Origin of the sequence: Mesorhizobium sp. B2-4-2 (genome assembly GCF_006442845.1) — a bacterium.
In the GTDB taxonomy this organism is placed as follows: Bacteria; Pseudomonadota; Alphaproteobacteria; order Rhizobiales; family Rhizobiaceae; genus Mesorhizobium.
The window spans coordinates 1-20,413 of record NZ_VFVM01000013.1 but is presented as its reverse complement, the minus strand read 5'-3'; the positions used below and the strand labels follow the sequence as shown (position 1 = coordinate 20,413).

The window sequence follows — 20,413 nt, the reverse complement described above, 5'->3', positions numbered from 1 at the left end:
CAAGCACGCGCACTCAGGCCTCTAGTGGTCGAAACGCTTCATCCATCCGAACGAATCGGTGACGGGGCGATATTCGGCGCCGAATGCACCATCATAGCCGGCGTCCGCGATTGCGCGCAGGAGCCAGCCATAGTCCACCTCGCCGTGATCGGGCTCGCTACGATCCGGTACGGCGGCGAATTGGATATGGCCGATCTTGTCGGAAAATTGCCTTACCGAGTTAAGCAAATCGCCTTGAATGATCTGCATGTGATAGCAGTCGAACATTACCTTTACCGCACCGTCTGTCGCATCGATCACACGCAATGCGGTGGAAAGGTCGGAGAGGAAATAGCCCGGCGCATCGCGCGGGTTCAGGGGCTCGATCAATATGCCGATGTTGTGCCGTGCCGCCGCCTTCGAAGCGTACCGCAAATTGCCGGTGAACGTCGCGAAGGCTTCGTCACCGATTGCCTTTCCTGCCATCACATGGATGTTGCGACAGCCTGTTACGGCTGCCCATTCAATCGCCTGGTCGATCGCCGCGCGCGCTTCCGTTTCACGGCCCGGCAGCGCGGAGAGGCCGAAATCACCCGCCCCAACATCCCCCCGGGCCGTGTTGATGCCAAGCAGCGGAAGACCGGTTTCGGCGAGCAGCGCCGCGACCACCGATGCGTCGGTATCGTACGGCCAATGCATCTCGACCGCCGCGAAACCGCGCCGCTTGGCCGAGCGGATCGCATCCGGAAGCGCTAGGTCACGAAAGAGAAATCCCAGATTGGCCGAAAGTTGCATCAGTCGTCCCACTCCACGTCAAAGTGTTCCACCAACTCGCGAATTTGCGGAGCCGCGAGGATCCTGGGCCGCAAGCCCTGGGTGAGAAGCGTGAGCTTGGCCGTTTCCTCAAGTTCCTCCATCGCGTAGGCGGCGGCTTCGAGATCCTTGCCGGCGACGACGGGTCCGTGGTGGGCCAGCAATACGGCCGACCGTTTCCCAGCGAGTCCGCGCACGGCGTCTCCCATCGCCGGATCGCCGGGCCGGATGTAGGGCAGCAGTTTCACCTTTCCCAGCCGCATGATCGAATAGGCCGTCAGCGGCTTGAAGACGCTGTCGGGATCGACGTCGGGCAGAAGCGAAACCGCGACAGAATGGGTCGAATGAAGATGGACGACCGCTCCGGTGCGCGCGCCGCGTGTCTCGTAGAACGCCTGATGCAGCGGCATCTCCTTTGTCGGCTTGTCGCCGTCCAGGAACCGTCCCTCAGCGTCGAAGAGCGACAGGCGGGCGGGGTCGAGCGCGCCAAAGGACGATCCTGTCGGCGTGACGAGCAGCCGACCATCGCCGAGGCGGGCGGAGATGTTCCCCGAGCTTCCCGCAGTGAGGCCGCGCGCGAACATGGACGCAGCGATGCTGCAGATCTGATCCCTGAGTCTTGTTTCATCGCTCATCGTAGAACGCCTCCCGTAAGGACGTCGGCTGCCTTTTCGAAGAACCCGGCCGAACCGAAATTGCCCGATTTAAGGGCGAGCACCATATCCGGGTCACCCGCCTTCAACGCCGGAACACCGGGGTCGATCTCCGGTCCGATCTCGAACGACGAAATGTCGAGCGCCGATACGACAGCCCCCGATGTCTCGCCGCCCGCCGTAACCAGCCGGCGCACGCCACGCGCCGAAAGCTGACGCGCCAGTTCGCCGAAAAAACCTTCAACTGCCGTCGCGACGCGCTCCTTCCCGTAGCGGTTCTGTGCGGCGGCGACGGCTTCGGGCTCGGCCGACGAGAACACCAATGGCAAGCCGTGGTGCTGGTGGCCGATCGCCCACTCGGCATATTCAACAGGATTGGCCGTGCCGTCCACGACCGCATCCACCTCCACAACGCGCGTCGGATGGCTTTTCCGGTGCTCGGCAATCTGGCGCCGGCTCATGGTCGAGCACGAACCGCAAAGCGCGGCCCCTGGCCCCTGTATTCCCTTCCAATGCGTGGCCGCCGTGCCGATCAACCCGGCCCGACGAAAGTTGGCCGGAAGTCCAAGCGCTATTCCCGAACCGCCGCTGAGCAGGACATCGGCTTCGGCAGCCTCGCCAATGGCGATAAGGTCCTTGTCCTGGATGGCGTCGACCACGACGTAGCGAGAGCCCCTGGTGGATGCTGCCTTCAGAGCATCCCTGATCGGGCCGCTGCCTTCCGCCACGACGCTGTAGGGGACATGACCGATCGCGCGCCTGGTCTGTCGCGAAAGCCAACGCCGCAGATCGGGATCCGTCATCGGCGTAAGCGGATGCTTCTCCATGCCGGATTCGCTCAATAGCCGATCGTTGACGAAAAGATGCCCCTGGTAGATCGACCGGCCGGTTGCGGGAAACGCCGGACAGACGATCGCGCGTGCCGCTCCCAACGCGTCGCCAAGAGCGTCCAGCACGGGACCGATATTGCCTTCGGGCGTCGAGTCGAATGTCGAGCAGTACTTGAACAGATATTGGCGGCAGCCTTGGCGTCGAAGCCACTCCAACGCCGCGAGCGACTGCTTCACCGCCTCCGAGGCGGATATCGTTCTGGTCTTCAGGGCAACGACGCCCGCGTCAACCGAGCGGTCGGAGGCGGTGTTGGGAACGCCGTTGTACTGGACCGTGCGCATGCCCCCCTTGGCAAGCGTGTTGGCCAGGTCGGAAGACCCGGTGAAATCATCGCCTATGCAGCCCAGAAGCATCGGAATTTCCCAGTTTCAACTTTCACGGAACTTTGGCGACCATGCCCTAACGGTTAAGGGATGGTCTTCGGGGCGTCGTCCGCCAGGTAAACCGCGATCAGTTCGTCGACCGTGCTTTCGGCCACAAAGCCCAGACTGGTGGCCAGCCTGGGCGTGAAGGATTTCGGCCACCCGGCAATAATGGCCTCGATCGCCTCGTCCGGCTTGCGGTCTATCAACGCCTCGGCTTCGGCCCCTGCCACGCGGCGGAGCGCGGCAATCTGGTCGGAGACCGTGGCCGCGACACCCGGCATGTTCAGCGTGCGCCGGGCGCCCAGCGCGGATGTATCGAGCATCGCGGCATGGATGAGGAAGGCTACCGCCGAGCGCGGGCTCGCCAGCCAATGCTTGACGGTCTCCTTCACCGGCAGCACGGAGCGCTGCCCGGCGAGTGGCTCGCGCAGGATGCCGGAGAAGAAGCCCGAGGCTGCCGCGTTGGGAGCGCCGGGCCGAATGACGATCGTCGGCAGGCGTATCCCGACGCCGTCGAGGAAGCCGCGGCGCGAATAGTCGGCCAGCAACAGCTCGGATATCGCCTTCTGGGTGCCGTAGCTGGTCAGCGGGGCAAGGATGTAGTCGTCGGGAATAGGGTCGGGCAGAGGCGCGCCATAGACAGCAACCGAGGAGGTGAACACCAGCCTGGGGATATATTTCCGCCGGGTTCCTTCCAGCCGGATCGCCTCGAAAAGAGCGCGCGTGCCGTCCATATTGATGCGATAGCCCTTCTCGAAATCGCGTTCCGCTTCGCCGGACACGATGGCCGCGAGATGGAAGATCACATCCGCGCGGCGCGCGGCCAGATCCTGCGCTGCGCCGGGAGCGGAAATATCGGCGGCAATGGCTTCGACAAAACCTATGTCACCGGTTGGCACCGGCGGCTTCGTCACGTCCGCCAGCGTCATCCGGTCGATCCTTCGATCTCCAAGCGATGCTGTCCGCGAAAGCTCGGCCGCGAGTTTGCGGCCGATCATTCCACCAGCGCCAATGATGAGTATATGCATGGATGCTCCGTTCTCTTCCGGGACTGGTTTGTGATGCCGCTTCAGACCTGCCTGAGCGCGCGCACGACTGCGTAGGCTTCGAGCGACAGGGTTTGCGTTCCGTCATGCGTCAGCCGATCGAGCAGATCCGGTTGGCGCGATGCCGCGACGAAAGATGAGGCGTCAAGAATTGCAGCGCGCGCGAAGCCTTCGGGGAGGCGCACCTCCAGCGCGTTGGGCGAGGGGTTGCATAACCACAGCTCGGTGCCTTTTTCGGTAACCGCCGCGATCCCTCGCACTGCGCCAGGGACGGACGATCGCAGCGGACGGAGCGGGCAGCCTTTGAGCTTCGCCAGGCCTCGCACGATGTGCCAGACAGGATAGAGCTCGCCCTTGCCTTCGAACCAGGGCTGCGGAAATGACGTCGGCACGGAGAGGACGCCGAACGGGCCGACCGCGGCGCCGAGCGCGATGGCCGCCGCGCCGCCTTCCGCGAAGGCGGCGAAGTAGCCGAGGTTCCAGGCCGCTCCCATGACGCCCCGCTGGCGCGGATCATTGAAATTGACCGCCTGCCGGATGTTGGCGGGATTGGCGACCGGCGCTTCACCATAGGGATTGTCGCGCAACCCGATTGCGGACGGCCCAACGGAATATGGGCGGCCCTTGGCGATCGCCGGCACGGTCCTGGCAATATGCGGCAGGCATTCGAGCGTCTCCATCAAGGAGCGGTCGTCACCAGCGTGGAAGATCGCCGCCGTCGTGAATGTCACGAGGTCTATCGCCTCGGCCGGGGGACGTTTGCGGTTGAGCTCGGTGAAGAAGCTGAACATGCCTCCGCCGATGCGAGATCCGGGGAAGGCCGCGCGCGCGGCCGTATAGAGCTTCGCCGCATCCGGCGCTGGCGGCCAGATGCTGCCGGGCAGCGTGCATTTAAGATCGGGTGCGGGCGACACCAGAACCGTCGTGAAGCGATGATCGAGCCTCGCGGCCACCTTGCCCAGGGAGTCGATTTCCGCCGCGGCGCCAGCATCGTCGGCATGCTCGACCACTGCTTCGAGCCAGGGTTGGGCGCCCATTGCGATGGCGATCTCGACCTGCCTCGCCAGCGTTTCGGCATCATGGCCGAGCCGCGGATCGTAATGGCAGATGACATGGGCGACGCCGAGCTGGGCAAGCGTCTCGACATGCCGCAATGCGGCCGAAGCGTCATCGGGATGCAATCCGACGCCGAGAGGTGGAATCGCGTCCGCCGCCTCGCCGAGCGTCAGGGCGGCGATGCCTCCCGCCTGACGCGACGGACCCTTGGGAGAGCCCTTGACGGTCAGGGTGATCTTCTGTTCGACGACCTCGCCGGGCTCGATCCTGTATGGCCAGGGCAGAGCGAGGGGACGAACATAGGTCTTGTAGGAGGCGTCGGTCCAGTTCCGCTGGTCCTCCATCTCGAACGCGTCGCCCTCCATAAGGCAGCTGACCTCCAGCCCGCCGGGAGTACGGTGCGAGATTTCACGCAGATCCATCATCGGCTGCACCGGATCGATCTCCACAGGAAACCGTGTCTCGACCCTCTCGCCGCTTGTGTGCGTGATCGTGGCGGCCGCGCCGCTTATGCCCTCTATGGGATGCAGGACGACAAAGCCGGTCCGGTTCGTGAGAAGCCCGGTCGGCGTGGTTCCGCGAGCCGAATAGGTCAGAACGCCTGCCGCGGTACCAGCGATGCCCACGTCATAGCCGAAGGTCTCGCCTTTGCTGGCAACGCTTGCGCGATAGGCCACACGAAAGCGATCGTCGTCCTTTTCGACGACCAGGTCGGTGATCTTCGGAATGAGCGTCGTCCAGTCCTTGTCGCGGACCACGAACGAGATTGCGCGGATCACCTCTTCGCCATGCATGCGGCAGTCGCGCAGGTTCGCGCCGTCGAAAAGCACGCTGAGGGGCCTGGCGCTCAGTAGCCGCTCCTCTGCCGGTAGTTCTTCGGTGCCGTAGAGGCGGACGGCGCGGGAAGGATCGGACTGTGTCATAGGATTCTCCTGGTCTCAAACGCGGCGCGATTTCCAGGTGATGAGGCGCTCGGCCAGCAAGGCGAGGATGATGATGGCGCCGATGGCGGTCCCCTGCCAGAACGGCGAGACGCCGAGCAGGTTGAGGCCATTGCGGATCATCACCATGATCAGAACCCCCATCAGCGTGCCGAATATCGTGCCTCGTCCGCCGTAGAGGCTCGCGCCACCGATGACCACGGCCGCGATGGCGTCGAGTTCAAGCTGGTTCCCCCCGATCGGGTCAGCCGACATGATCTGCGCCAGCGAAAAGGTCATCGCCGTCGCCGAAAGGGCACCGGACGCCACGTAGGGAAAGATCGAGTAGAAGAGGGTGTTGAGGCCGGCCGCCCGGGCGGCTTCAATGTTCGAGCCGACCGCGTAGATGGTTCGCCCGCCCTTGGAATATGTCAGCCACGCCCAGGTGGCGAGGTAGAGCGCGATGAGGAAGATGACGTTGGCGGGGATGCCCAGCAGGTTCGTGTAGACGATATTCTGCAGCCCCATGGGCAGTCCCGAAATCGAGCGCTGTCCCGACACGATGTAGGCGAGACTGCGCCCCATCGCCATGACCCCGAGCGTCACCACGAAGGGGGCCAGGCCGAACACTGCGATGAGAACGCCGGAGAAAAGCCCGATCAGGGCGCCGCAACCTATGGCGAGCGCGATCGCCACCGGAATGGGGAATTCCTTCAGGAGTAGGGCGAGGGTGATGCCGGTCACGCCCGCGACCGACCCGACGGAAAGGTCGATGCCGCCAGTCAGGATCACCAGGGTCATGCCGACGGCAACTATGCCAAGCACCACCGATTGGTCGAGTATGTTGAACATGTTCCGCTCGGTGAAGAAGTGCGGCGAGATGAACGACAGGATCACCGCAAGCACCATGGCGAGGCAGAGCATCCGGAACTCAAGCGTGCTGGCGAATCTGGGCATCGCAAAGGATCGTGTGGGCGCGTTCATGCGTCGATCTTTTCGTCTTGAGGTGTATCGAACAGGCCGGCGATCCGGGCCGACAGAGCCCCGGCGTCCGGCAGCCTGGAGCCGGCCGGCAGGCTGAGCCCGATCCATCCCAGATCGTGCCCTCGGCGATTGGACAGTGGTGCAAGCAATGTAGAGCGGCCGTCATTCTCGGTCACGATGCCGGGTTGACGCCTTCCAAGCGCGAGGGGGATTGCCGTCTCCTGCGCAAGATAGACATGCCCGGCCGCGAGTCCCATCGTTGCACCCGGCGTACCCTCGGCGAGGGCGAGGCAGACGAACCGGTCGTCGTCGATCAATCCCCAAAATGCCGTGCCGCCATGGCCGGCGACAAGATCGCGCAGGAATGCCGTGTTGCGCTCGGCTGAGCTTCGGGGCGCGGCGAGCAGCGTCAGGCTCTCTTCGCTCAGTCGCGAGGCGGGCAGGTCGGCGATGGTATAGCCGTCACTCACCACGACGACCCGCTCGCAGATCCCCAGTAATTCCTGGAAATCCGAGGAGATCACGACTACGGCTATCCCCCTTTCGGCCACCTCGCGCAGCAGTTCGTAGATTGCCTGGCGTGTCCCTATGTCGACGCCTTTCGTAGGCTCGTCGAGGATGAGCACTTCGGGCTCGATCAGCAGCCAGCGCGCGATAATGATCTTCTGCTGCATGCCGCCGGAGAAGTGCAGAAGGTTTGCATCCATGCGGTCGGTCGGAAGGTCGAGACGCGAAATCAGCTCGCTGGCCTGCTTGCGGCGCGCCGAATGGCCTCGCCCGAAACCCCTGTGCTTGCCCATCTGGGCGAGGAAGAGATTTTCGCCGACCGTCATGTCGGGCACGATGTTCTGGGCCCGCCGGTCCTCGGCGACCATTCCGAGACCGGCGCGGATTGCCGCGATAGGGCTGTTGGGGGCAATCTCCTTGCCGCCGACAAGGACGCGCCCGCGGCTGCGGTGGCGCAGTCCGAATATCGCTTCGGCGCTCTCCGAGCGTCCAGCTCCGACAAGCCCGCCGAGGCCGAGAATTTCACCCCTGCGCACCGTGAACGAGACGTCACGCACGAAAGGCGGGGCTTTGAGCCCAATTACCTCCAGAGCCACCGGCTGCTCGTTAGTGGTCACTCGCGAGACGGCCTTTCGATACACATTTCCGATGTCGCGTCCCACCATGTGGCGGATGACGTCGGCCTGCGTGAGCCCCGCCGTAGGCACGCTTTCGGCCACGGTCTTGCCCTCGCGCAGGATTGTGACGCGATCGGTGACTGCGAAGACCTCCTCAAGCCGATGCGACACGAAGGCGAGTGCCTTCCCGCTGTTTTTCAGCCGCCCCATGATCTCGAACAGCCGGTCAACCTCGATCGGCGAGAGGGAGGCCGTCGGCTCGTCGAAGATGACAAGATCGGCGTTGAGGGCCAGCGCCTTGGCTATTTCGACGAGTTGGCGTTGCGCTGCCGAGAGCCGGCGCACCTCGATGTCGAGTGGCAGTACGTGGTCGTGGCCAAGTTCCGACAGGATGATCTGCGCCCTGTGTCGCAACTGGCTGAAAGACAGACGGCCCGGCATCGCGTAGCTGGGTAGGAAGATATTCTCCAGCACGCTCATGTCGGGCGCCAGGCTGGTTTCCTGTGCCACGAGGGCAATGCCGGAACGCAGCGCGTCGCGCGCGGATCCGACGGTCAAGGGAGCACCCTTGAAGAGTATCTCGCCCGATGAAGGCGGCAGGTGTCCGCAAACGATCCGTGACAGCGTCGATTTTCCCGCGCCGTTCGCGCCCAGCAATCCGCAGATCTCGTACCGGCAGAGCGCTATCGACGCGTTGCTGAGCGCGTAGGCGTTCCCAAACAGGCGGGTGACGCCACGAGCCACGAGAAGCGGCTCGGGAATCTTGCTGCTGTCTACCATCCGAGGACACACTCCAAGTGGTACGAATAAAGCGTCCGGGGGAGGGTGCCCCCGGACGGCCTATGTCGGCCAGGCCCCGATTACATCTCGTTGGCGAAGACCGTTTCCTTGATGGTTGGAAGCTCCTGCTCGATGTTCTTGCTGGTCACGATCTTGATCGGCACGAGGATTTTCTTTTCGGGAGTCTTGCCGCCGAGATGGTCGACCATCGCGCGTCCCGATTCCTGGCCCATCAGATACGGCTGCTGCATGCCCGAAACGACCAGTTCGCCCGACTGCAGCAACGGCACGAATTCCGGCACGCCGTCGAAACCGGCAACCAGCACGTCGCCGGTGAGGCGGGCCGCCTTGATTGCCTGCAAGGCGCCCAGCGTCGGGCCGTCGGTCTGGACGAAGAGGCCCTTCATGTCCGGATTCGCGGTCGTCATATCCTGCGTGAACTTGAAGGTTTCGTCCGCGGTGTAGGTCTGCATCTGCTGCAGCCCGGCTTCCTTGGTGATGCCGGCCTCGGTCATCGCGTCCTTGAAGCCCTTGGTGCGGGCCTGGCCATTGAGGCGGGCCTGGCTGATGCCGACAATGCCCACGCTGCCGTCCTGCTTGCCGGCGGCCTTCATTGCCTCGGCCAGCGCTTTGCCGACGCCGTTCGCGCCCTGATAATTGTCAGAGATGATGAAGGACACATAGTCGCCGCTGTCCGTGCCGATGTCGGCGATGACCACGGGAATATTTGCCTGCTTGGCGAGATCGAGCACGGCCGGCGCGGTCGAGCTGTCTGTCGGAGAGATGATGATCCCGGCGACGCCGCGGGCGATCGCGTCCTTGGCATTTTTAAGCTGGGTCTGGGCATTGTTGCCCGAATCCAGCGCCTGATAGGTGTAGCCTCCCTTGGTTGCGACATTCTCGATGCCCTTGGAGAGGTATCGCCAGAAGGCAAGATCAAGGCCTGGAGTCAGATAGACCAACTCCTTGGATTCGGCGAGAGCGGCGGTCGCCGTCCCGGCAATGCCGGTCAGCGCGACAACGCCCGCGAGGGCTGCGGTGGCAAAAAGGCGTCTTGTCAGCATGGGAACTCCTCCTGTTGTGCTGCATGGTTGCCCGGCAATCCGCCCCTATTCTTATCCCTTTCGAGCGGATTGCGTTAAAAGCTGCTTGGTCGTGGTGTAGATGCGTGTTTCGTGGACCGCGAAGGCCCTTGCGGCCGCCTCGGAATCGCGCGCCTCAAGTCCCGCAAGAATGGCACGGTGATCGGCGATGCTCGTTGCGATGCTTGAAGGCTGGGCGACTGCTCGCCGCCGATGGTCGAGAAGGTAGGAATAGAGATCGGCGGCGATATCCGCCAGCGCGGCATTGCCGCCCGCCCGATAGATGGCCGTGTGAAATTCGCGATCGCAAATGAGGAAGCGAACGGGATCGTCGATCGCCGCTTCCTGCGCCTCGATCGACTTTTGCAGGGTCTCGAGCGTCGCGGCTTCAACCCGGACGGCCGCGGCCCGCGCCACCTGATCTTCGATCAGCAACCGCGCCTCATGCACGTCGTCAAGACTGTATCTGGAAATGTCGCGATAGCGGGCCGATTGAACCGCGAGTTCCCCGACTTCCGTCGAGGCCACCACTGTCCGCGTGCCCTGGGCGACGGAAAGGATGCCCTTTGTGGAAAGGATCAGGATCGCACCGCGCACCGTCTCGCGGCTTACCGACAAAGCGCCCGCAAGTTCACGCTCGCTTGGCAACGGGTCCCCCACGTCAAGAATGCCGGTCGCAATGAATGTCGCGATCTTCTGGACGACGAAGTCCTTCATCGAATGCTTCGGCACGCCGCCAAGCGCACTCCCGTCGTCGGTCAGAATCGCTCGTAGGTCCATCCGTCCTTACATCCGAAGAGGTCTAGTGGTCCGGTATATGTACCAGTAGGCCTGCTTCAGCTGTGCGTCAATAGCGAGACGCGGCCGTCAAATCTCGGCTGACAAGAGATATTGCTTTGGGAGCGGTGAGAACGTTCTCAGCCCGCATACTCTCCGGCACAGCTTCGCCACTCACCTGCTTGAGCAGGATGTCGACATCAGGGTCATCCAGGTGCTGCTCGGGCACAGCAAGCTCGAACGACAGCGCTCACCGGCGGAGCGGGAGTCTTCCTTCCATGGATTTCGGGCTGCTCTTGTTCTAACCCTAATACGGCCAATTTCCGGATAAATCGATATGAACGCCCGATACTCGTGATGGATAGGAGTGGCGGGACCATGCTAGCCACGAGGCAGACAGACCGCAGGCCTGTCGTGCTTCACTCCAGCTTAAGCGCTTCGGCTCATATCGAAGGTCGCTGCCGGATGGCGTGAGGGTTATCCGAAAGGGAGAGTTTCGATGTCTGGACACGGGTATGAGGGTGGGCGGCTCGATCTCCCCTTCGTTGGGCTTAGCACCTTCGGTAAACGGCCGATCTGCCTTGATTGGGACAAGATCGACGCGGATGTCGCCGTGCTGGGTGTGCCCTTCGACATGGGGACCCAGTACCGCTCCGGTGCACGTTTCGGCCCCCGCGCCATCCGCGAGGCCTCGACGCTGTTTTCCTTCGGTCATGCCGGCGCTTACGACCATGAGGACGACCAGATCTATCTGCCGCTCGACAAGGTGCGGATCGTCGATATAGGCGACGCGGATATCGTGCATACCGATACCGTGGCCAGCCACGCGAATACGGAAATGGCGGTCCGCAAGATTCTTGAACGCGGAGCGCTGCCCGTCGTTCTGGGCGGCGACCATGCCATCAACATTCCCTGCGTCAGGGCGTTCAGCGAACATGGCCCCATTCACATCGTGCAGATCGATGCGCATCTCGACTTTGTCGACGTGCGTCATGGCGTGCGCGAAGGACACGGCAATCCGATGCGCCGCGCGGCCGAACAGTCGCATGTTAGCGGCCTCAGCCAGATCGGCATCCGCAACGTCTCCTCGACCGCCCGCGACGGTTACGAGGATGCGCGCCAACGCGGCTCGACGATCCTTTCCGTCCGCCAGGCCCGCAAGCTCGGCGTCGAAGGTGTTCTGGCGACCATTCCGGAAGGCGTACGCTACTATGTAACGATCGACATCGACGGTTTCGATCCGTCGATTGCGCCGGGCACTGGCACGCCTAGCCATGGCGGCTTCCTGTATTATGAAGTAATGGAAATGCTCCGGGGCCTTGTGAAGCGCGGCGACGTCGTCGGCATCGACCTCGTCGAGGTGGCCCCGGCTTACGACCCTTCGGGCATCACCGGCTTTCTCGCAGCACAGGTACTCCTGAACTTTCTCGGCTATATCTTCGTCGAACACGGAGCGCGCGGACGCTGAACGAAAGGAATTCAACGATGCCAACGAACGCAAGTAACGGTCAGGTTCACGTCATTCCTGCCCGCAAGGGCGTGGCGACGCGCGTTGCCCAAGGCCAGGTGATCACCGTCATCAACACCCACGGCACCCAGGTGGTGGACACCTGGGCCTTCTGCGCCGACGATATCGCGGAATTCATGTCGATGGAGCACAGTCGTGGAGCCATGCTCAAGGTGAACCCACAGAACGGCGACACGCTGTGCAGCAACAAGCGGCGTCCGATGCTGACTCTGATACAGGACACGTCGGGTGGCGTGCACGATACGCTGATCGCCGCCTGCGACCGCTATCGCTACCAGCAGTTGGGCCATGTCGGGCACCATGACAACTGCACCGACAATCTGGCGGCGGCCCTCGGCGCGGTCGGGCTGACGCCACCCGAAACCCCTTCGCCGCTCAACCTGTTCATGAACATTCCCGTCGGCGAAGACGGTTCGGTCGCCTTCGAGGCACCGGTGGCGGGACCGGGCTCCTATGTGTCGATGTGCGCGGAAATGGATTTGATCGTCGCGTTCTCAGCCTGCCCGCAGGACCTCATTCCGGTAAACGGTCAAGGCTGCGTTCCCACCGAAGCGCATTATCGGATCGACGCCAAGGCGCCGCGCCTTTAAAGCGCAGCCCTGCATCCAGACCATTGATCCCGAAAGGCGGCTCTCGCTTTTCGGGATCAATGCATAACGGAATTTTTACATGCCGCGTACCTTGGGCATCTTGTTTTTTGCGTCGGCGGCTTGCCCTTTTCCGGTCGATTTTTCGGCGCTCCCCACCCTTTTGCGCAGTTCCTGAAAAAAAATCCTCTGCGACAGCGAGGCTTTCTTGTGCTTTGGCGCGATGATGACGAAGGGCGAGCGGATCTGCGCCTCGGGAATAAGCAGCGCCTTAAGCCGGTTGTTCTGTCTAAACGTGACGGTCATGTGATCCGGCAGATAGCCGACGAAGTGGCCGCTCAGGATATACATCGCCTGCGCCTCTATATTCGAAGCATAGGCGCCGACATGCGCGTTGGGGAAATGCTGCAATTCCGACTTGTTGGCATAAGGGCGCACCACCATCTGCGATGCTTCCACATCAGCCTTTGTCACCAGCTTGCGGGAAAACAGCGGGTGGCGCTCGCTGCAGTAGAGCGAGTTGATTTCATAATGGAACTCGGTCTGCGAATAGCCGGGCAGCAATTTGATGCGGGGGGAGATCGCGAAGTCGATCCCACCCTTGGCGGTTTCCGCGATAAGCTGTTCAGGCGAGCCGATGGTGATGCGCAGATCGACTTCGCTGGCTTTCTTGATGAACTGATGAATGACGTCATCGAGGCCCAGGGCTGAATCGGTAACGGTGGCATCGACGATTCCGACGCGTAGCACACCCGTCGCCTTGGAGCGCAGTTCGCCCAGCTGCATCTCGAACGCCGACAGCGCTGAAGTCAGCGAATGGGAATATTCATAGACCGCGGTGCCCCTATCGGTCAGTTCGAAGCCGCGCCTGCCGCGTTGGCACAGCGAAAACCCCAGCCGTTCCTCCAACGCATTGATTTGGAAACTGATCGTCGACTGGCTCATCGCCAAAGCAAGCTGCGCTCCGGTAAATCCGCCATGCTCGACCACCGAGCGGAAAACCCTGAGCGCACGAATGTCGGCAACCGACAGACGCATTCTGACACTCCTCCCTGAGCCTCTCAGACGGTGTTGGGTATCAGCCTTACATCGTCAACTTCGATGTATAGTCTATTCCTTCCATGTTTATCAAAGATTCAATCCTGCCATGCTGCCCTACCAGATGGTGCCGTGCCGTCATGCCACTGGGGAAGCAAACAATCGGGCCGGCATTGCAGCCGGCTGACGACCTGGAGGTCTAAGGCTCGTCACGCATGCGAGATTCCTGAGCGCGTACAGAAGCCTCGGACTCCAAATAATCCATAATAAACGGGAACATACGAAACTGGAGGAAGTTATGCGATCCGCTTTGAAACTGTGCACTTCGACGCTGTTGGCCGCGTCGCTCTCGCTCGCCGTGGCGAGCATTGCCACCGCCGCCGATCTTCTGGATCGGATCAAGGCAAAGGGGGAAATCACCATCGCGTCCGAGGCCCGCTACCCGCCGTTCGAATATGTCGAAAACGGCAAGATCGTAGGCTACGGAGTTGACCTCTTCGAAGAAGTCATGAAGGCGCTGCCGGACGTGAAGGTGAACCGGCTCGACCTGCCGTTCCAGGGCTTGCTGCCCGGTTTGCAGACGGAGAAGTTCGATGCCATCATAACCTCCGTCACCGTTAACAAACAGCGCTACGATACCTACAGGCTGTCTCTGCCAATCGCCGACGCGTCGTTCTCCTACGTCAAGCGCAAAGGCGACGCCGCCTTGAACACGCCCGAAGACCTGAGCGGCAAAAATGTCGGCACGCAGGCCGGCTCGGCACAGCTCAAGGGCACCGAGGCCTTTTCCGAGAATTTAAAAGCAAAAGGCCTAGCGCCGATCGCCAACATCCAGACCTATGTCGACTTCAATGAAGCCTATGCCGATCTCGCTGCCGGGCGCACGGATGCCGTCGTGAATTCCCTGCCCAATCTGCTCTACCTGCAGACGCAGCGCGGCGACGTCTTCGAAACCATCCGCACAACGTTCGGGGACCCGACCTATTTCAGCTGGGCCTTCCGCAAGGACGACGACAGCAAGGCGCTTGCCGACTTCATCGATGACCAGTTCCGCAAGCTCGCCGCCGATGGAACCATGGCCAAACTTCAGGAAAAGTGGTTCGGCTTCACCATGAAACTGCCGACGGACGCTCTGCCCGAACCCAAGAGCTGACGAGTCGGCATCCAACGCCCGGATAAAGGTGAGGCTTTCCAGCCTCGCCTGCCTAAAAACGCACAGGCTGCAAGCCTGGCCTCAAGTCCATAAGGTCTGACGATTTGGCAATGTTCGCCCTCATCCAGAACAACCTGCCCATCATGCTCTGGGGCGCGGGCATGACCATCCTGGTGTCGGGCGTCGCCATCATCCTCGGCATGCCGCTCGGCCTCGTCCTGTGCTTCGGCGTCACCTCGAAGAAGACGTGGCTGCGCTGCTTTTCGCGCATCTATCAAAGCGTGTGGCGCGGCACGCCCATCCTCGTGCAGTTGCTGATTATCTATTATCTGCTGCCGCTCATCGGCATCAATGTAGCGCCCATCCTCGCGGCCATCCTCGCGCTGACCCTGAACACGATCGCCTTCCAGGCCGAGATATTTCGCGGCGGACTTTTGGCCATTCCACCAGGGCAACTGGAGGCGGCGCGCATGGTAGGCATACGCAAATGGGCGGGGCGTCAGCATATACTCGTGCCCCAGATATTGCGCCTCGTCATCCCGTCGCTGGTCAATGAGACCATCAGCATCCTGAAAAACTCATCGCTGGTCTCCGTCATCGCTGTGACGGAACTGATGCGGGTAAGCCAGCAGATCGTCGCGACCACCTATCGCCCGTTCGAAATCTACATCACCGCCGCCGTCATCTATATCGTCATCAATTTCCTTCTGTCGCTGATCGGCCGCATGGCCGAGCAACGGCTGGCGCGGAGGGCCTGAGCCATGGCGCAATTCTTCGACCTATGGGTGCAATACGGACCACTGATGCTGGCCGGCCTGGCGACGACGGCCTGGATCTGCGCACTTGCCACAGCCCTCGGACTGGCGATCGGCCTGTTGCTCGCCTGCCTCGAGAGCACGCCGTTCACGCCACTGCGCTGGGCCGTTCGGGCCTATATCGAGATCATGCGCGGCCTGCCGATCCTGATCCTGCTGTTCGTGCTCTATTATGGCGGCCCGAGCATAGGCCTCCGGCTGAGTGCCGAAGCGGTGGGTGTTTTCGGCCTCGGCTTCTATGGTGCCGCCTATTTCGCCGAAATCTTCCGCTCCGGTTTCCAGTCGATCTCCAAAGGCCAGATCGAGGCGGCGCGCATGGCCGGGCTCTCAGGCACGCAGATCATCCGCCATATCAAGCTGCCGCAGATGCTGGTCATGATCACGCCACCGATGGTCAACCAGATCATCATCCTCATCAAGGAATCCGCGGTGCTGTCCATCATCACCGTTGCCGAGCTGACCAAGAACACGACGCAATTCGTCAACGAGACCTACGCGGTCATCGAACCTTATCTCGCCGCCGCCCTACTGTACTGGCTGCTGGTCGAGGCAGTCGCGCAGCTCGGCAAATATGTTGAGCGCCGGGTGCGGTTCTAGGCCGCTCAACCACCAATTGGGAATAAACGATGGCCACTGAAACCACCGAGCCCGTCATTAAGATCCGCAATTTGACCAAGGATTTCGGCACATTCGCGGCTCTGTCCGGGATCTCGCTCGACATCAACCTCTCCGAAGTCGTCTGCATCATCGGACCCTCGGGGTCGGGCAAGAGCACGTTGCTGCGCTGCGCGAGCTTCCTCGAGGAATATACGAGCGGCGAGATCGAGATCGAGGGCCGGTTGCTCGGCTACAAGCGCGGTGCCGAAGGACTGGTACGAGAAAGCGACCAGAACATCGATTCCGTGCGCCGCAACGTCGGCATGGTGTTCCAGCACTTCAACCTATGGCCGCATATGACAGTGCTGGATAACGTGACGCTGGGATTGCGTCTTTCCAAGCGCGCTCCCGCCGCCAAGGCGAAGGAAAGCGGGCGCCGTGCGCTGGCCAAGGTCGGCCTCGCGGATTTCGCCGAGCGCTACCCCTCGCAGCTTTCCGGCGGCCAGCAGCAGCGCGTCGGCATCGCCCGGGCGGTCGCGATGGAGCCGCATGTGATCCTGTTCGACGAACCGACCTCCGCACTCGATCCCCAGCTCGTCGGCGAGGTTCTCGACACCATGAAGCAACTGGCCGTCGAGGGCATCACCATGGTGGTGGTGACGCACGAGATGGGCTTTGCCGCCCAGGTCGCCGACCGTGTCGTCTTCATGGACCGCGGCAAGGTGATCGAGCAGGGCCCGCCCGCCAAACTCTTCAACGATCCGCAAAGCCCGCGCTTGCGTGAATTCCTCGACACTTGGAGACAGCGCAACATGCTGTTCCAGAGCGAGCCCGCCGCCGGCCAGTAGGGCAGCGGCACAATCGACACGACAAGACGGAGGACCGTACCATGAGCGAAGCTTTGAGCCCGGCAGGTGTTCCCCGCATGTATGGCGACGTGCCACCCTTCATGGCATTTCCCTATGTGCGCGATCTGGCGGGTCTTTCCGCCGACGCTGTGGTGGTGGGCATGCCCTATGACGGCATCGCCACCTTTCGCGGCGGCGCGACCCGCCGCGCCCCGCAGGAAATCCGCAAATACTCGCTTCTTTACGGCAGCTACAGCTTCGACTGGGACCTCGACATGCTGGCCCATATCACCGTCGCCGATGCCGGCGACATCGATGTAGTGCCGGGGGACAATGCCGCCAGCTACGCCCGCCTCGAAGCGCGGCTTGCCGCGGTGCTGGTCAACGGGGCGGTGCCGCTGACCATCGGCGGCGATCACGGCATCAGCTATCCGGCGGTACGCGCGGTCTCCGATGCCGGCGACACCCCGGTCGGGCTCATCGTCTTCGACACCCATCTCGATCTCAGCGAATCCTTCGGCGGCGACCGCCTCACCCGCGCCTCGCCCCTGCTGCGCATTGCCGAACTCGACAAGGTGGCCCCCCGCCGCATCGTTGTCATCGGCGCGCGCGGCCCCCGCAACCTGCTCGAATGGACCCCGCTCTACCGCAAGCTCGGCATCACCGTGTTTTCCATGGAGGAAGTCGAGCGCCTCGGCATCGAAACGGTTGCCGAACGCGCACGCGCCATCGCCAGTGCCGACGGCGCGCGCCTCTATATCAGCCTCGACATCGACGGCGTCGATCCAGCCTTTGCCCCTGCAACCAACAGCCCCGAACCAGGCGGCCTTACCTCGCGCGAGATCATTCGCGGCGTAAGAATAGTGGCCCGCGACGGCTTTGCTGGGTTCGACCTCGTGGAGGTATCGCCGGATTTCGATGCTTCCAGCGGCACCACCAGCATCCTGGCCGGCCGGCTGCTGGCCGAGGCCCTGTTCTGCCTCGCGGCCAAGCGCGCCGGCAAGCAGAACGCCTGGCGCGACGCCCACAGGTCCGACTTCCAACAGAAATAGCACCACCTTCGGAGTGCGCCTCGCGGTCAAGCGACCCGATGCGCCAACAGGACACAAGACCATGAGCATTACAAATTTCCAGCCACTCGATTCCGGCAGCGTTCCGCGTTTTGCCGGCCCTTCAACCTTCATGCGCCTGCCCATGGCTACCCCCGAGCAGGTCGACATCGCGCTGATCGGCGTCCCCTTCGACGGCGGCACCACCAACCGGCCGGGCGCGCGCCATGGACCGCGCGAAATCCGCAACCAATCCAGCCTGGTGCGGCGCGTCCACCATGTCACGGGCGTCTCGCCTTTCGAACAGGTTCGTGCCGGCGACTGCGGCGACGTGATTGTAAACCCGCTCGACCTGCCCGGCTCGCTGGACACGATCAGCGCCTTCTTCGAAAACGTCCACCACTCCGGCGCCCGGTCTCTGGTCGTCGGCGGCGATCATCTGATCACGCTGCCCATCCTGCGCGGCATCGCCAAGGAACCGGCCGGCCTCGTTCACTTCGATGCCCATTCCGACACCTATGACGAGTTCTTCGGCAACCGCTATAATCACGGCACCCCGTTCCGCCGCGCCGTGGAGGAAGGCCTGCTCGATCCCAAGCGCATGGTCCAGATCGGCATCCGAGGAGCGATCTCCGATGTGGAAAACTACGATTTCGCCCGCGAGGCCGGCATCCGGATCATCTTCATCGAGGAATTCATGGAGCGCGGCGTGGACACGGTGATGGCCGAGGCGCGCTCGATCGTCGGCGACGCGCCGACCTACGTCTCGTTCGACATCGACGCGCTCGATCCGTCTTTTGCCCCCGGCACCGGCACCCCTGAGATCGGCGGCATAACGACGCGCGAGGCCCAGAAGATGATCCGAGCGCTGGCCGGCGTCGACATCATCGGCGCCGATCTGGTCGAAGTCTCGCCGCCGCTCGATCCTTCGGGCGTCACCGCGCTAACCGGTGCCACCCTCCTGTTCGAGCTTCTCTGCGTCATGACGATGCAAATACCGGCTAAATGAGACCCATGTGTGGAGTGCGCCCCTCGGACCGGACAGGATGAACAAGCAGAATTGACTTGGAAGCCGGGCTTTCGAAGGATGGAAGCCCATGGTGACTTATCGCACGCACAGCATGGAGTTCAAACGTCAGGTAGTGCAGGAGTTCCTGTCCGGCGAGACGCTGCATGGTCTCGCCAAGCGGCACGAACTGCCGCGTAACCTGATCCGCATCTGGGTTCAGAAATACGAGGCCGGCTCCTTCGACGAAGACGTGGCGGCGGCCGACACGATGAGGCGCGGATCGCAGCGCTGGAGCGGCTGGTAGGCCGGCAAGCCTTGGAAATTGAGTTTCTAAAGGGGGCTCTGAAAAGCGCACCGCGTCCGAGAAGCGGGACTACATCCGGATCAAAATTTCTCCCGCCTCCAACGCCCCTGCTACCGATTGAGCCCCGGAGGCGGGGCAAGGAAGCCATAGTTGCGTCGGGAACAAGCGGCGAGACCGATCCGCCGATCTCGAATTCCCATCCGAAGAGTTCCGCGTAAAGCGGCGCAGGTTCGCAGGATCACGCCCTATTATTTCAAAGTGGATGATTGGCTTGGCCATGATGTCCAACCTTTTAGACGGTTCGCAAAACAGTCGCAGCCCGAGCGGCAGCGGCTGCTGGCTCGGCAGGTGAAACACCTCCCAGGTCGCCCGCATCTGGCCACAATCGTTCTGTGCGACAACACCGCGGGACCGTCAGATCGGGGCGACGATGCGGAGAAGGCAACGGTTCACCGACAAAAAAGGCACGAGAGAAAAGAGCGCACCTCGGATGTTGCGCGCGAGTCGATCGAGGTCGAGCGGGCGGCACGGGATGCGAAGACAGCTCGGCTCCGAGAGCAAGGGCTGATGACTGAGATTCGCAGCTCAGCACCTAAGAAGGTGCAGCCCCGATAGCTGCTTAGGGGAGGCAGCGATGCTCGATACCCATACAGACATTGCGCGGGCGGCTATTGAAGCCACCTTCCTGCCACGTCGCGCCACATTTCCGCGCGATATTGATCACTCCCGACGCGTGCTCGCGGCATCACGCGAGCTTCTGAAACGGCTGCGCCAAAGCCATGGCGATGACACCTCCCGAGCTTGGGAGGATGCAGACCCGGTTCCCTTCGCTATCTCAGCGTTCGATGCCGATGTTCTCCGGGCAGTGTTCAAAGATTTGGTGTTGGGAACATACGCGCCCAAATGTCGATGGCGCGATCTGGCTAAGACCCTGGTACTCGAATACGCCGGGTGCGATCAGGTCGAAGTTGGCTTGCTGGATTGGATCACCAGGAAGTAAGTACCTTGTGCCAAG

The 20,413-nt window shown here is 62.3% G+C and carries 20 protein-coding genes and 1 pseudogene; 11 read left to right on the top strand and 10 right to left on the bottom strand.

Annotated elements, in window-relative coordinates; genetic code table 11:
- Positions 1 to 21: 21 nt before the first annotated feature.
- The 9 genes from FJ942_RS24030 to FJ942_RS23990 form a co-directional block, all read right to left on the bottom strand.
- Entirely contained in the window at positions 22 to 774 is a 753-nt protein-coding gene (locus FJ942_RS24030; protein ID WP_140581166.1) for a TIM barrel protein, read from the bottom strand.
- Positions 774 to 1,427 (bottom strand): 3-oxo-tetronate 4-phosphate decarboxylase, encoded by a 654-nt coding sequence (gene otnC / locus FJ942_RS24025; protein ID WP_140899152.1) that lies wholly within the window; start codon positions 1,425 to 1,427, stop codon positions 774 to 776. The genes FJ942_RS24030 and otnC overlap by 1 nt, the downstream gene beginning before the upstream one ends.
- Positions 1,424 to 2,689 carry a 3-oxo-tetronate kinase gene (gene otnK, locus FJ942_RS24020; RefSeq protein ID WP_140899150.1) on the bottom strand — a complete coding sequence of 422 codons (1,266 nt, stop codon included), beginning with the start codon at positions 2,687 to 2,689 and terminating at the stop codon, positions 1,424 to 1,426. Before otnK ends, otnC begins: the two co-directional genes overlap by 4 nt.
- 53 nt (positions 2,690 to 2,742) lie before the next feature.
- Positions 2,743 to 3,729, bottom strand: a complete 987-nt coding sequence (gene denD / locus FJ942_RS24015) for a D-erythronate dehydrogenase (protein ID WP_140899148.1) — start codon at positions 3,727 to 3,729, stop codon at positions 2,743 to 2,745.
- 41 nt (positions 3,730 to 3,770) lie between these two features.
- On the bottom strand, positions 3,771 to 5,726 hold the full coding sequence (locus tag FJ942_RS24010) for a hypothetical protein (RefSeq protein ID WP_140899146.1): 1,956 nt from the start codon (positions 5,724 to 5,726) through the stop codon (positions 3,771 to 3,773).
- 15 nt (positions 5,727 to 5,741) lie between these two features.
- Complete coding sequence (locus FJ942_RS24005) at positions 5,742 to 6,680, bottom strand: ABC transporter permease (protein ID WP_224681803.1); 939 nt, start codon at positions 6,678 to 6,680, stop codon at positions 5,742 to 5,744.
- A 23-nt stretch (positions 6,681 to 6,703) separates the two neighbouring features.
- On the bottom strand, positions 6,704 to 8,611 hold the full coding sequence (locus FJ942_RS24000; RefSeq protein WP_140899142.1) for a sugar ABC transporter ATP-binding protein: 1,908 nt from the start codon (positions 8,609 to 8,611) through the stop codon (positions 6,704 to 6,706).
- Positions 8,612 to 8,691: 80 nt separating this feature from the next.
- Positions 8,692 to 9,675: a substrate-binding domain-containing protein gene (locus tag FJ942_RS23995; protein ID WP_140498327.1), complete on the bottom strand. Its 984-nt coding sequence runs from the start codon at positions 9,673 to 9,675 to the stop codon at positions 8,692 to 8,694.
- 51 nt (positions 9,676 to 9,726) lie between these two features.
- Entirely contained in the window at positions 9,727 to 10,473 is a 747-nt protein-coding gene (locus tag FJ942_RS23990) for an FCD domain-containing protein (RefSeq protein ID WP_140498326.1), read from the bottom strand.
- Between the two features lie 97 nt (positions 10,474 to 10,570).
- Between FJ942_RS23990 and FJ942_RS28945 the strand changes: the two are divergent.
- The 3 genes and pseudogenes from FJ942_RS28945 to FJ942_RS23975 all read left to right on the top strand — a co-directional run.
- Positions 10,571 to 10,708: pseudogene (locus FJ942_RS28945) on the top strand (tyrosine-type recombinase/integrase); the annotation flags it as partial.
- 261 nt (positions 10,709 to 10,969) lie between these two features.
- Positions 10,970 to 11,938, top strand: coding sequence for an agmatinase (gene speB, locus FJ942_RS23980; protein WP_140498325.1), 969 nt, complete (start codon positions 10,970 to 10,972; stop codon positions 11,936 to 11,938).
- Between the two features lie 17 nt (positions 11,939 to 11,955).
- Positions 11,956 to 12,588: an urea carboxylase-associated family protein gene (locus FJ942_RS23975; RefSeq protein WP_140649848.1), complete on the top strand. Its 633-nt coding sequence runs from the start codon at positions 11,956 to 11,958 to the stop codon at positions 12,586 to 12,588.
- Positions 12,589 to 12,663: 75 nt separating this feature from the next.
- On the opposite strand, the gene FJ942_RS23970 is transcribed toward FJ942_RS23975, so the two are convergent.
- Positions 12,664 to 13,623, bottom strand: coding sequence for a LysR family transcriptional regulator (locus FJ942_RS23970; protein WP_140649846.1), 960 nt, complete (start codon positions 13,621 to 13,623; stop codon positions 12,664 to 12,666).
- A gap of 298 nt (positions 13,624 to 13,921) precedes the next feature.
- On the opposite strand from FJ942_RS23970, the gene FJ942_RS23965 reads away from it, so the two are divergent.
- From FJ942_RS23965 to FJ942_RS23930, 8 genes are all read left to right on the top strand, one after another.
- A complete protein-coding gene (locus FJ942_RS23965) occupies positions 13,922 to 14,776 on the top strand; it encodes a transporter substrate-binding domain-containing protein (protein WP_140649844.1) in 855 nt (284 codons plus the stop codon).
- A 110-nt stretch (positions 14,777 to 14,886) separates the two neighbouring features.
- Positions 14,887 to 15,534: an amino acid ABC transporter permease gene (locus tag FJ942_RS23960; protein ID WP_140632261.1), complete on the top strand. Its 648-nt coding sequence runs from the start codon at positions 14,887 to 14,889 to the stop codon at positions 15,532 to 15,534.
- 3 nt (positions 15,535 to 15,537) lie between these two features.
- Positions 15,538 to 16,188, top strand: coding sequence for an amino acid ABC transporter permease (locus FJ942_RS23955; protein ID WP_140498320.1), 651 nt, complete (start codon positions 15,538 to 15,540; stop codon positions 16,186 to 16,188).
- A gap of 29 nt (positions 16,189 to 16,217) precedes the next feature.
- Complete coding sequence (locus FJ942_RS23950; protein WP_140557328.1) at positions 16,218 to 17,036, top strand: amino acid ABC transporter ATP-binding protein; 819 nt, start codon at positions 16,218 to 16,220, stop codon at positions 17,034 to 17,036.
- A gap of 41 nt (positions 17,037 to 17,077) precedes the next feature.
- Positions 17,078 to 18,088 (top strand): agmatinase family protein, encoded by a 1,011-nt coding sequence (locus FJ942_RS23945; RefSeq protein ID WP_140649842.1) that lies wholly within the window; start codon positions 17,078 to 17,080, stop codon positions 18,086 to 18,088.
- Between the two features lie 61 nt (positions 18,089 to 18,149).
- Positions 18,150 to 19,094: an agmatinase gene (speB, locus tag FJ942_RS23940; protein WP_140649840.1), complete on the top strand. Its 945-nt coding sequence runs from the start codon at positions 18,150 to 18,152 to the stop codon at positions 19,092 to 19,094.
- An 88-nt stretch (positions 19,095 to 19,182) separates the two neighbouring features.
- On the top strand, positions 19,183 to 19,398 hold the full coding sequence (locus tag FJ942_RS23935; protein WP_246671712.1) for a transposase: 216 nt from the start codon (positions 19,183 to 19,185) through the stop codon (positions 19,396 to 19,398).
- Between the two features lie 634 nt (positions 19,399 to 20,032).
- Complete coding sequence (locus FJ942_RS23930) at positions 20,033 to 20,398, top strand: hypothetical protein (protein ID WP_140632259.1); 366 nt, start codon at positions 20,033 to 20,035, stop codon at positions 20,396 to 20,398.
- Positions 20,399 to 20,413: the final 15 nt, after the last annotated feature.

Bases quoted from the DNA above. Each gene is read 5' to 3' on its own strand.
- FJ942_RS24030 (WP_140581166.1), bottom strand. From the start codon at position 774: ATGCAACTTTCGGCCAATCTGGGATTTCTCTTTCGTGACCTAGCGCTT.
- otnC (WP_140899152.1), bottom strand. From the start codon at position 1,427: ATGAGCGATGAAACAAGACTCAGGGATCAGATCTGCAGCATCGCTGCG.
- otnK (WP_140899150.1), bottom strand. From the start codon at position 2,689: ATGCTTCTGGGCTGCATAGGCGATGATTTCACCGGGTCTTCCGACCTG.
- denD (WP_140899148.1), bottom strand. From the start codon at position 3,729: ATGCATATACTCATCATTGGCGCTGGTGGAATGATCGGCCGCAAACTC.
- FJ942_RS24010 (WP_140899146.1), bottom strand. From the start codon at position 5,726: ATGACACAGTCCGATCCTTCCCGCGCCGTCCGCCTCTACGGCACCGAA.
- FJ942_RS24005 (WP_224681803.1), bottom strand. From the start codon at position 6,680: ATGCCCAGATTCGCCAGCACGCTTGAGTTCCGGATGCTCTGCCTCGCC.
- FJ942_RS24000 (WP_140899142.1), bottom strand. From the start codon at position 8,611: ATGGTAGACAGCAGCAAGATTCCCGAGCCGCTTCTCGTGGCTCGTGGC.
- FJ942_RS23995 (WP_140498327.1), bottom strand. From the start codon at position 9,675: ATGCTGACAAGACGCCTTTTTGCCACCGCAGCCCTCGCGGGCGTTGTC.
- FJ942_RS23990 (WP_140498326.1), bottom strand. From the start codon at position 10,473: ATGGACCTACGAGCGATTCTGACCGACGACGGGAGTGCGCTTGGCGGC.
- speB (WP_140498325.1), top strand. From the start codon at position 10,970: ATGTCTGGACACGGGTATGAGGGTGGGCGGCTCGATCTCCCCTTCGTT.
- FJ942_RS23975 (WP_140649848.1), top strand. From the start codon at position 11,956: ATGCCAACGAACGCAAGTAACGGTCAGGTTCACGTCATTCCTGCCCGC.
- FJ942_RS23970 (WP_140649846.1), bottom strand. From the start codon at position 13,623: ATGCGTCTGTCGGTTGCCGACATTCGTGCGCTCAGGGTTTTCCGCTCG.
- FJ942_RS23965 (WP_140649844.1), top strand. From the start codon at position 13,922: ATGCGATCCGCTTTGAAACTGTGCACTTCGACGCTGTTGGCCGCGTCG.
- FJ942_RS23960 (WP_140632261.1), top strand. From the start codon at position 14,887: ATGTTCGCCCTCATCCAGAACAACCTGCCCATCATGCTCTGGGGCGCG.
- FJ942_RS23955 (WP_140498320.1), top strand. From the start codon at position 15,538: ATGGCGCAATTCTTCGACCTATGGGTGCAATACGGACCACTGATGCTG.
- FJ942_RS23950 (WP_140557328.1), top strand. From the start codon at position 16,218: ATGGCCACTGAAACCACCGAGCCCGTCATTAAGATCCGCAATTTGACC.
- FJ942_RS23945 (WP_140649842.1), top strand. From the start codon at position 17,078: ATGAGCGAAGCTTTGAGCCCGGCAGGTGTTCCCCGCATGTATGGCGAC.
- speB (WP_140649840.1), top strand. From the start codon at position 18,150: ATGAGCATTACAAATTTCCAGCCACTCGATTCCGGCAGCGTTCCGCGT.
- FJ942_RS23935 (WP_246671712.1), top strand. From the start codon at position 19,183: ATGGTGACTTATCGCACGCACAGCATGGAGTTCAAACGTCAGGTAGTG.
- FJ942_RS23930 (WP_140632259.1), top strand. From the start codon at position 20,033: ATGCTCGATACCCATACAGACATTGCGCGGGCGGCTATTGAAGCCACC.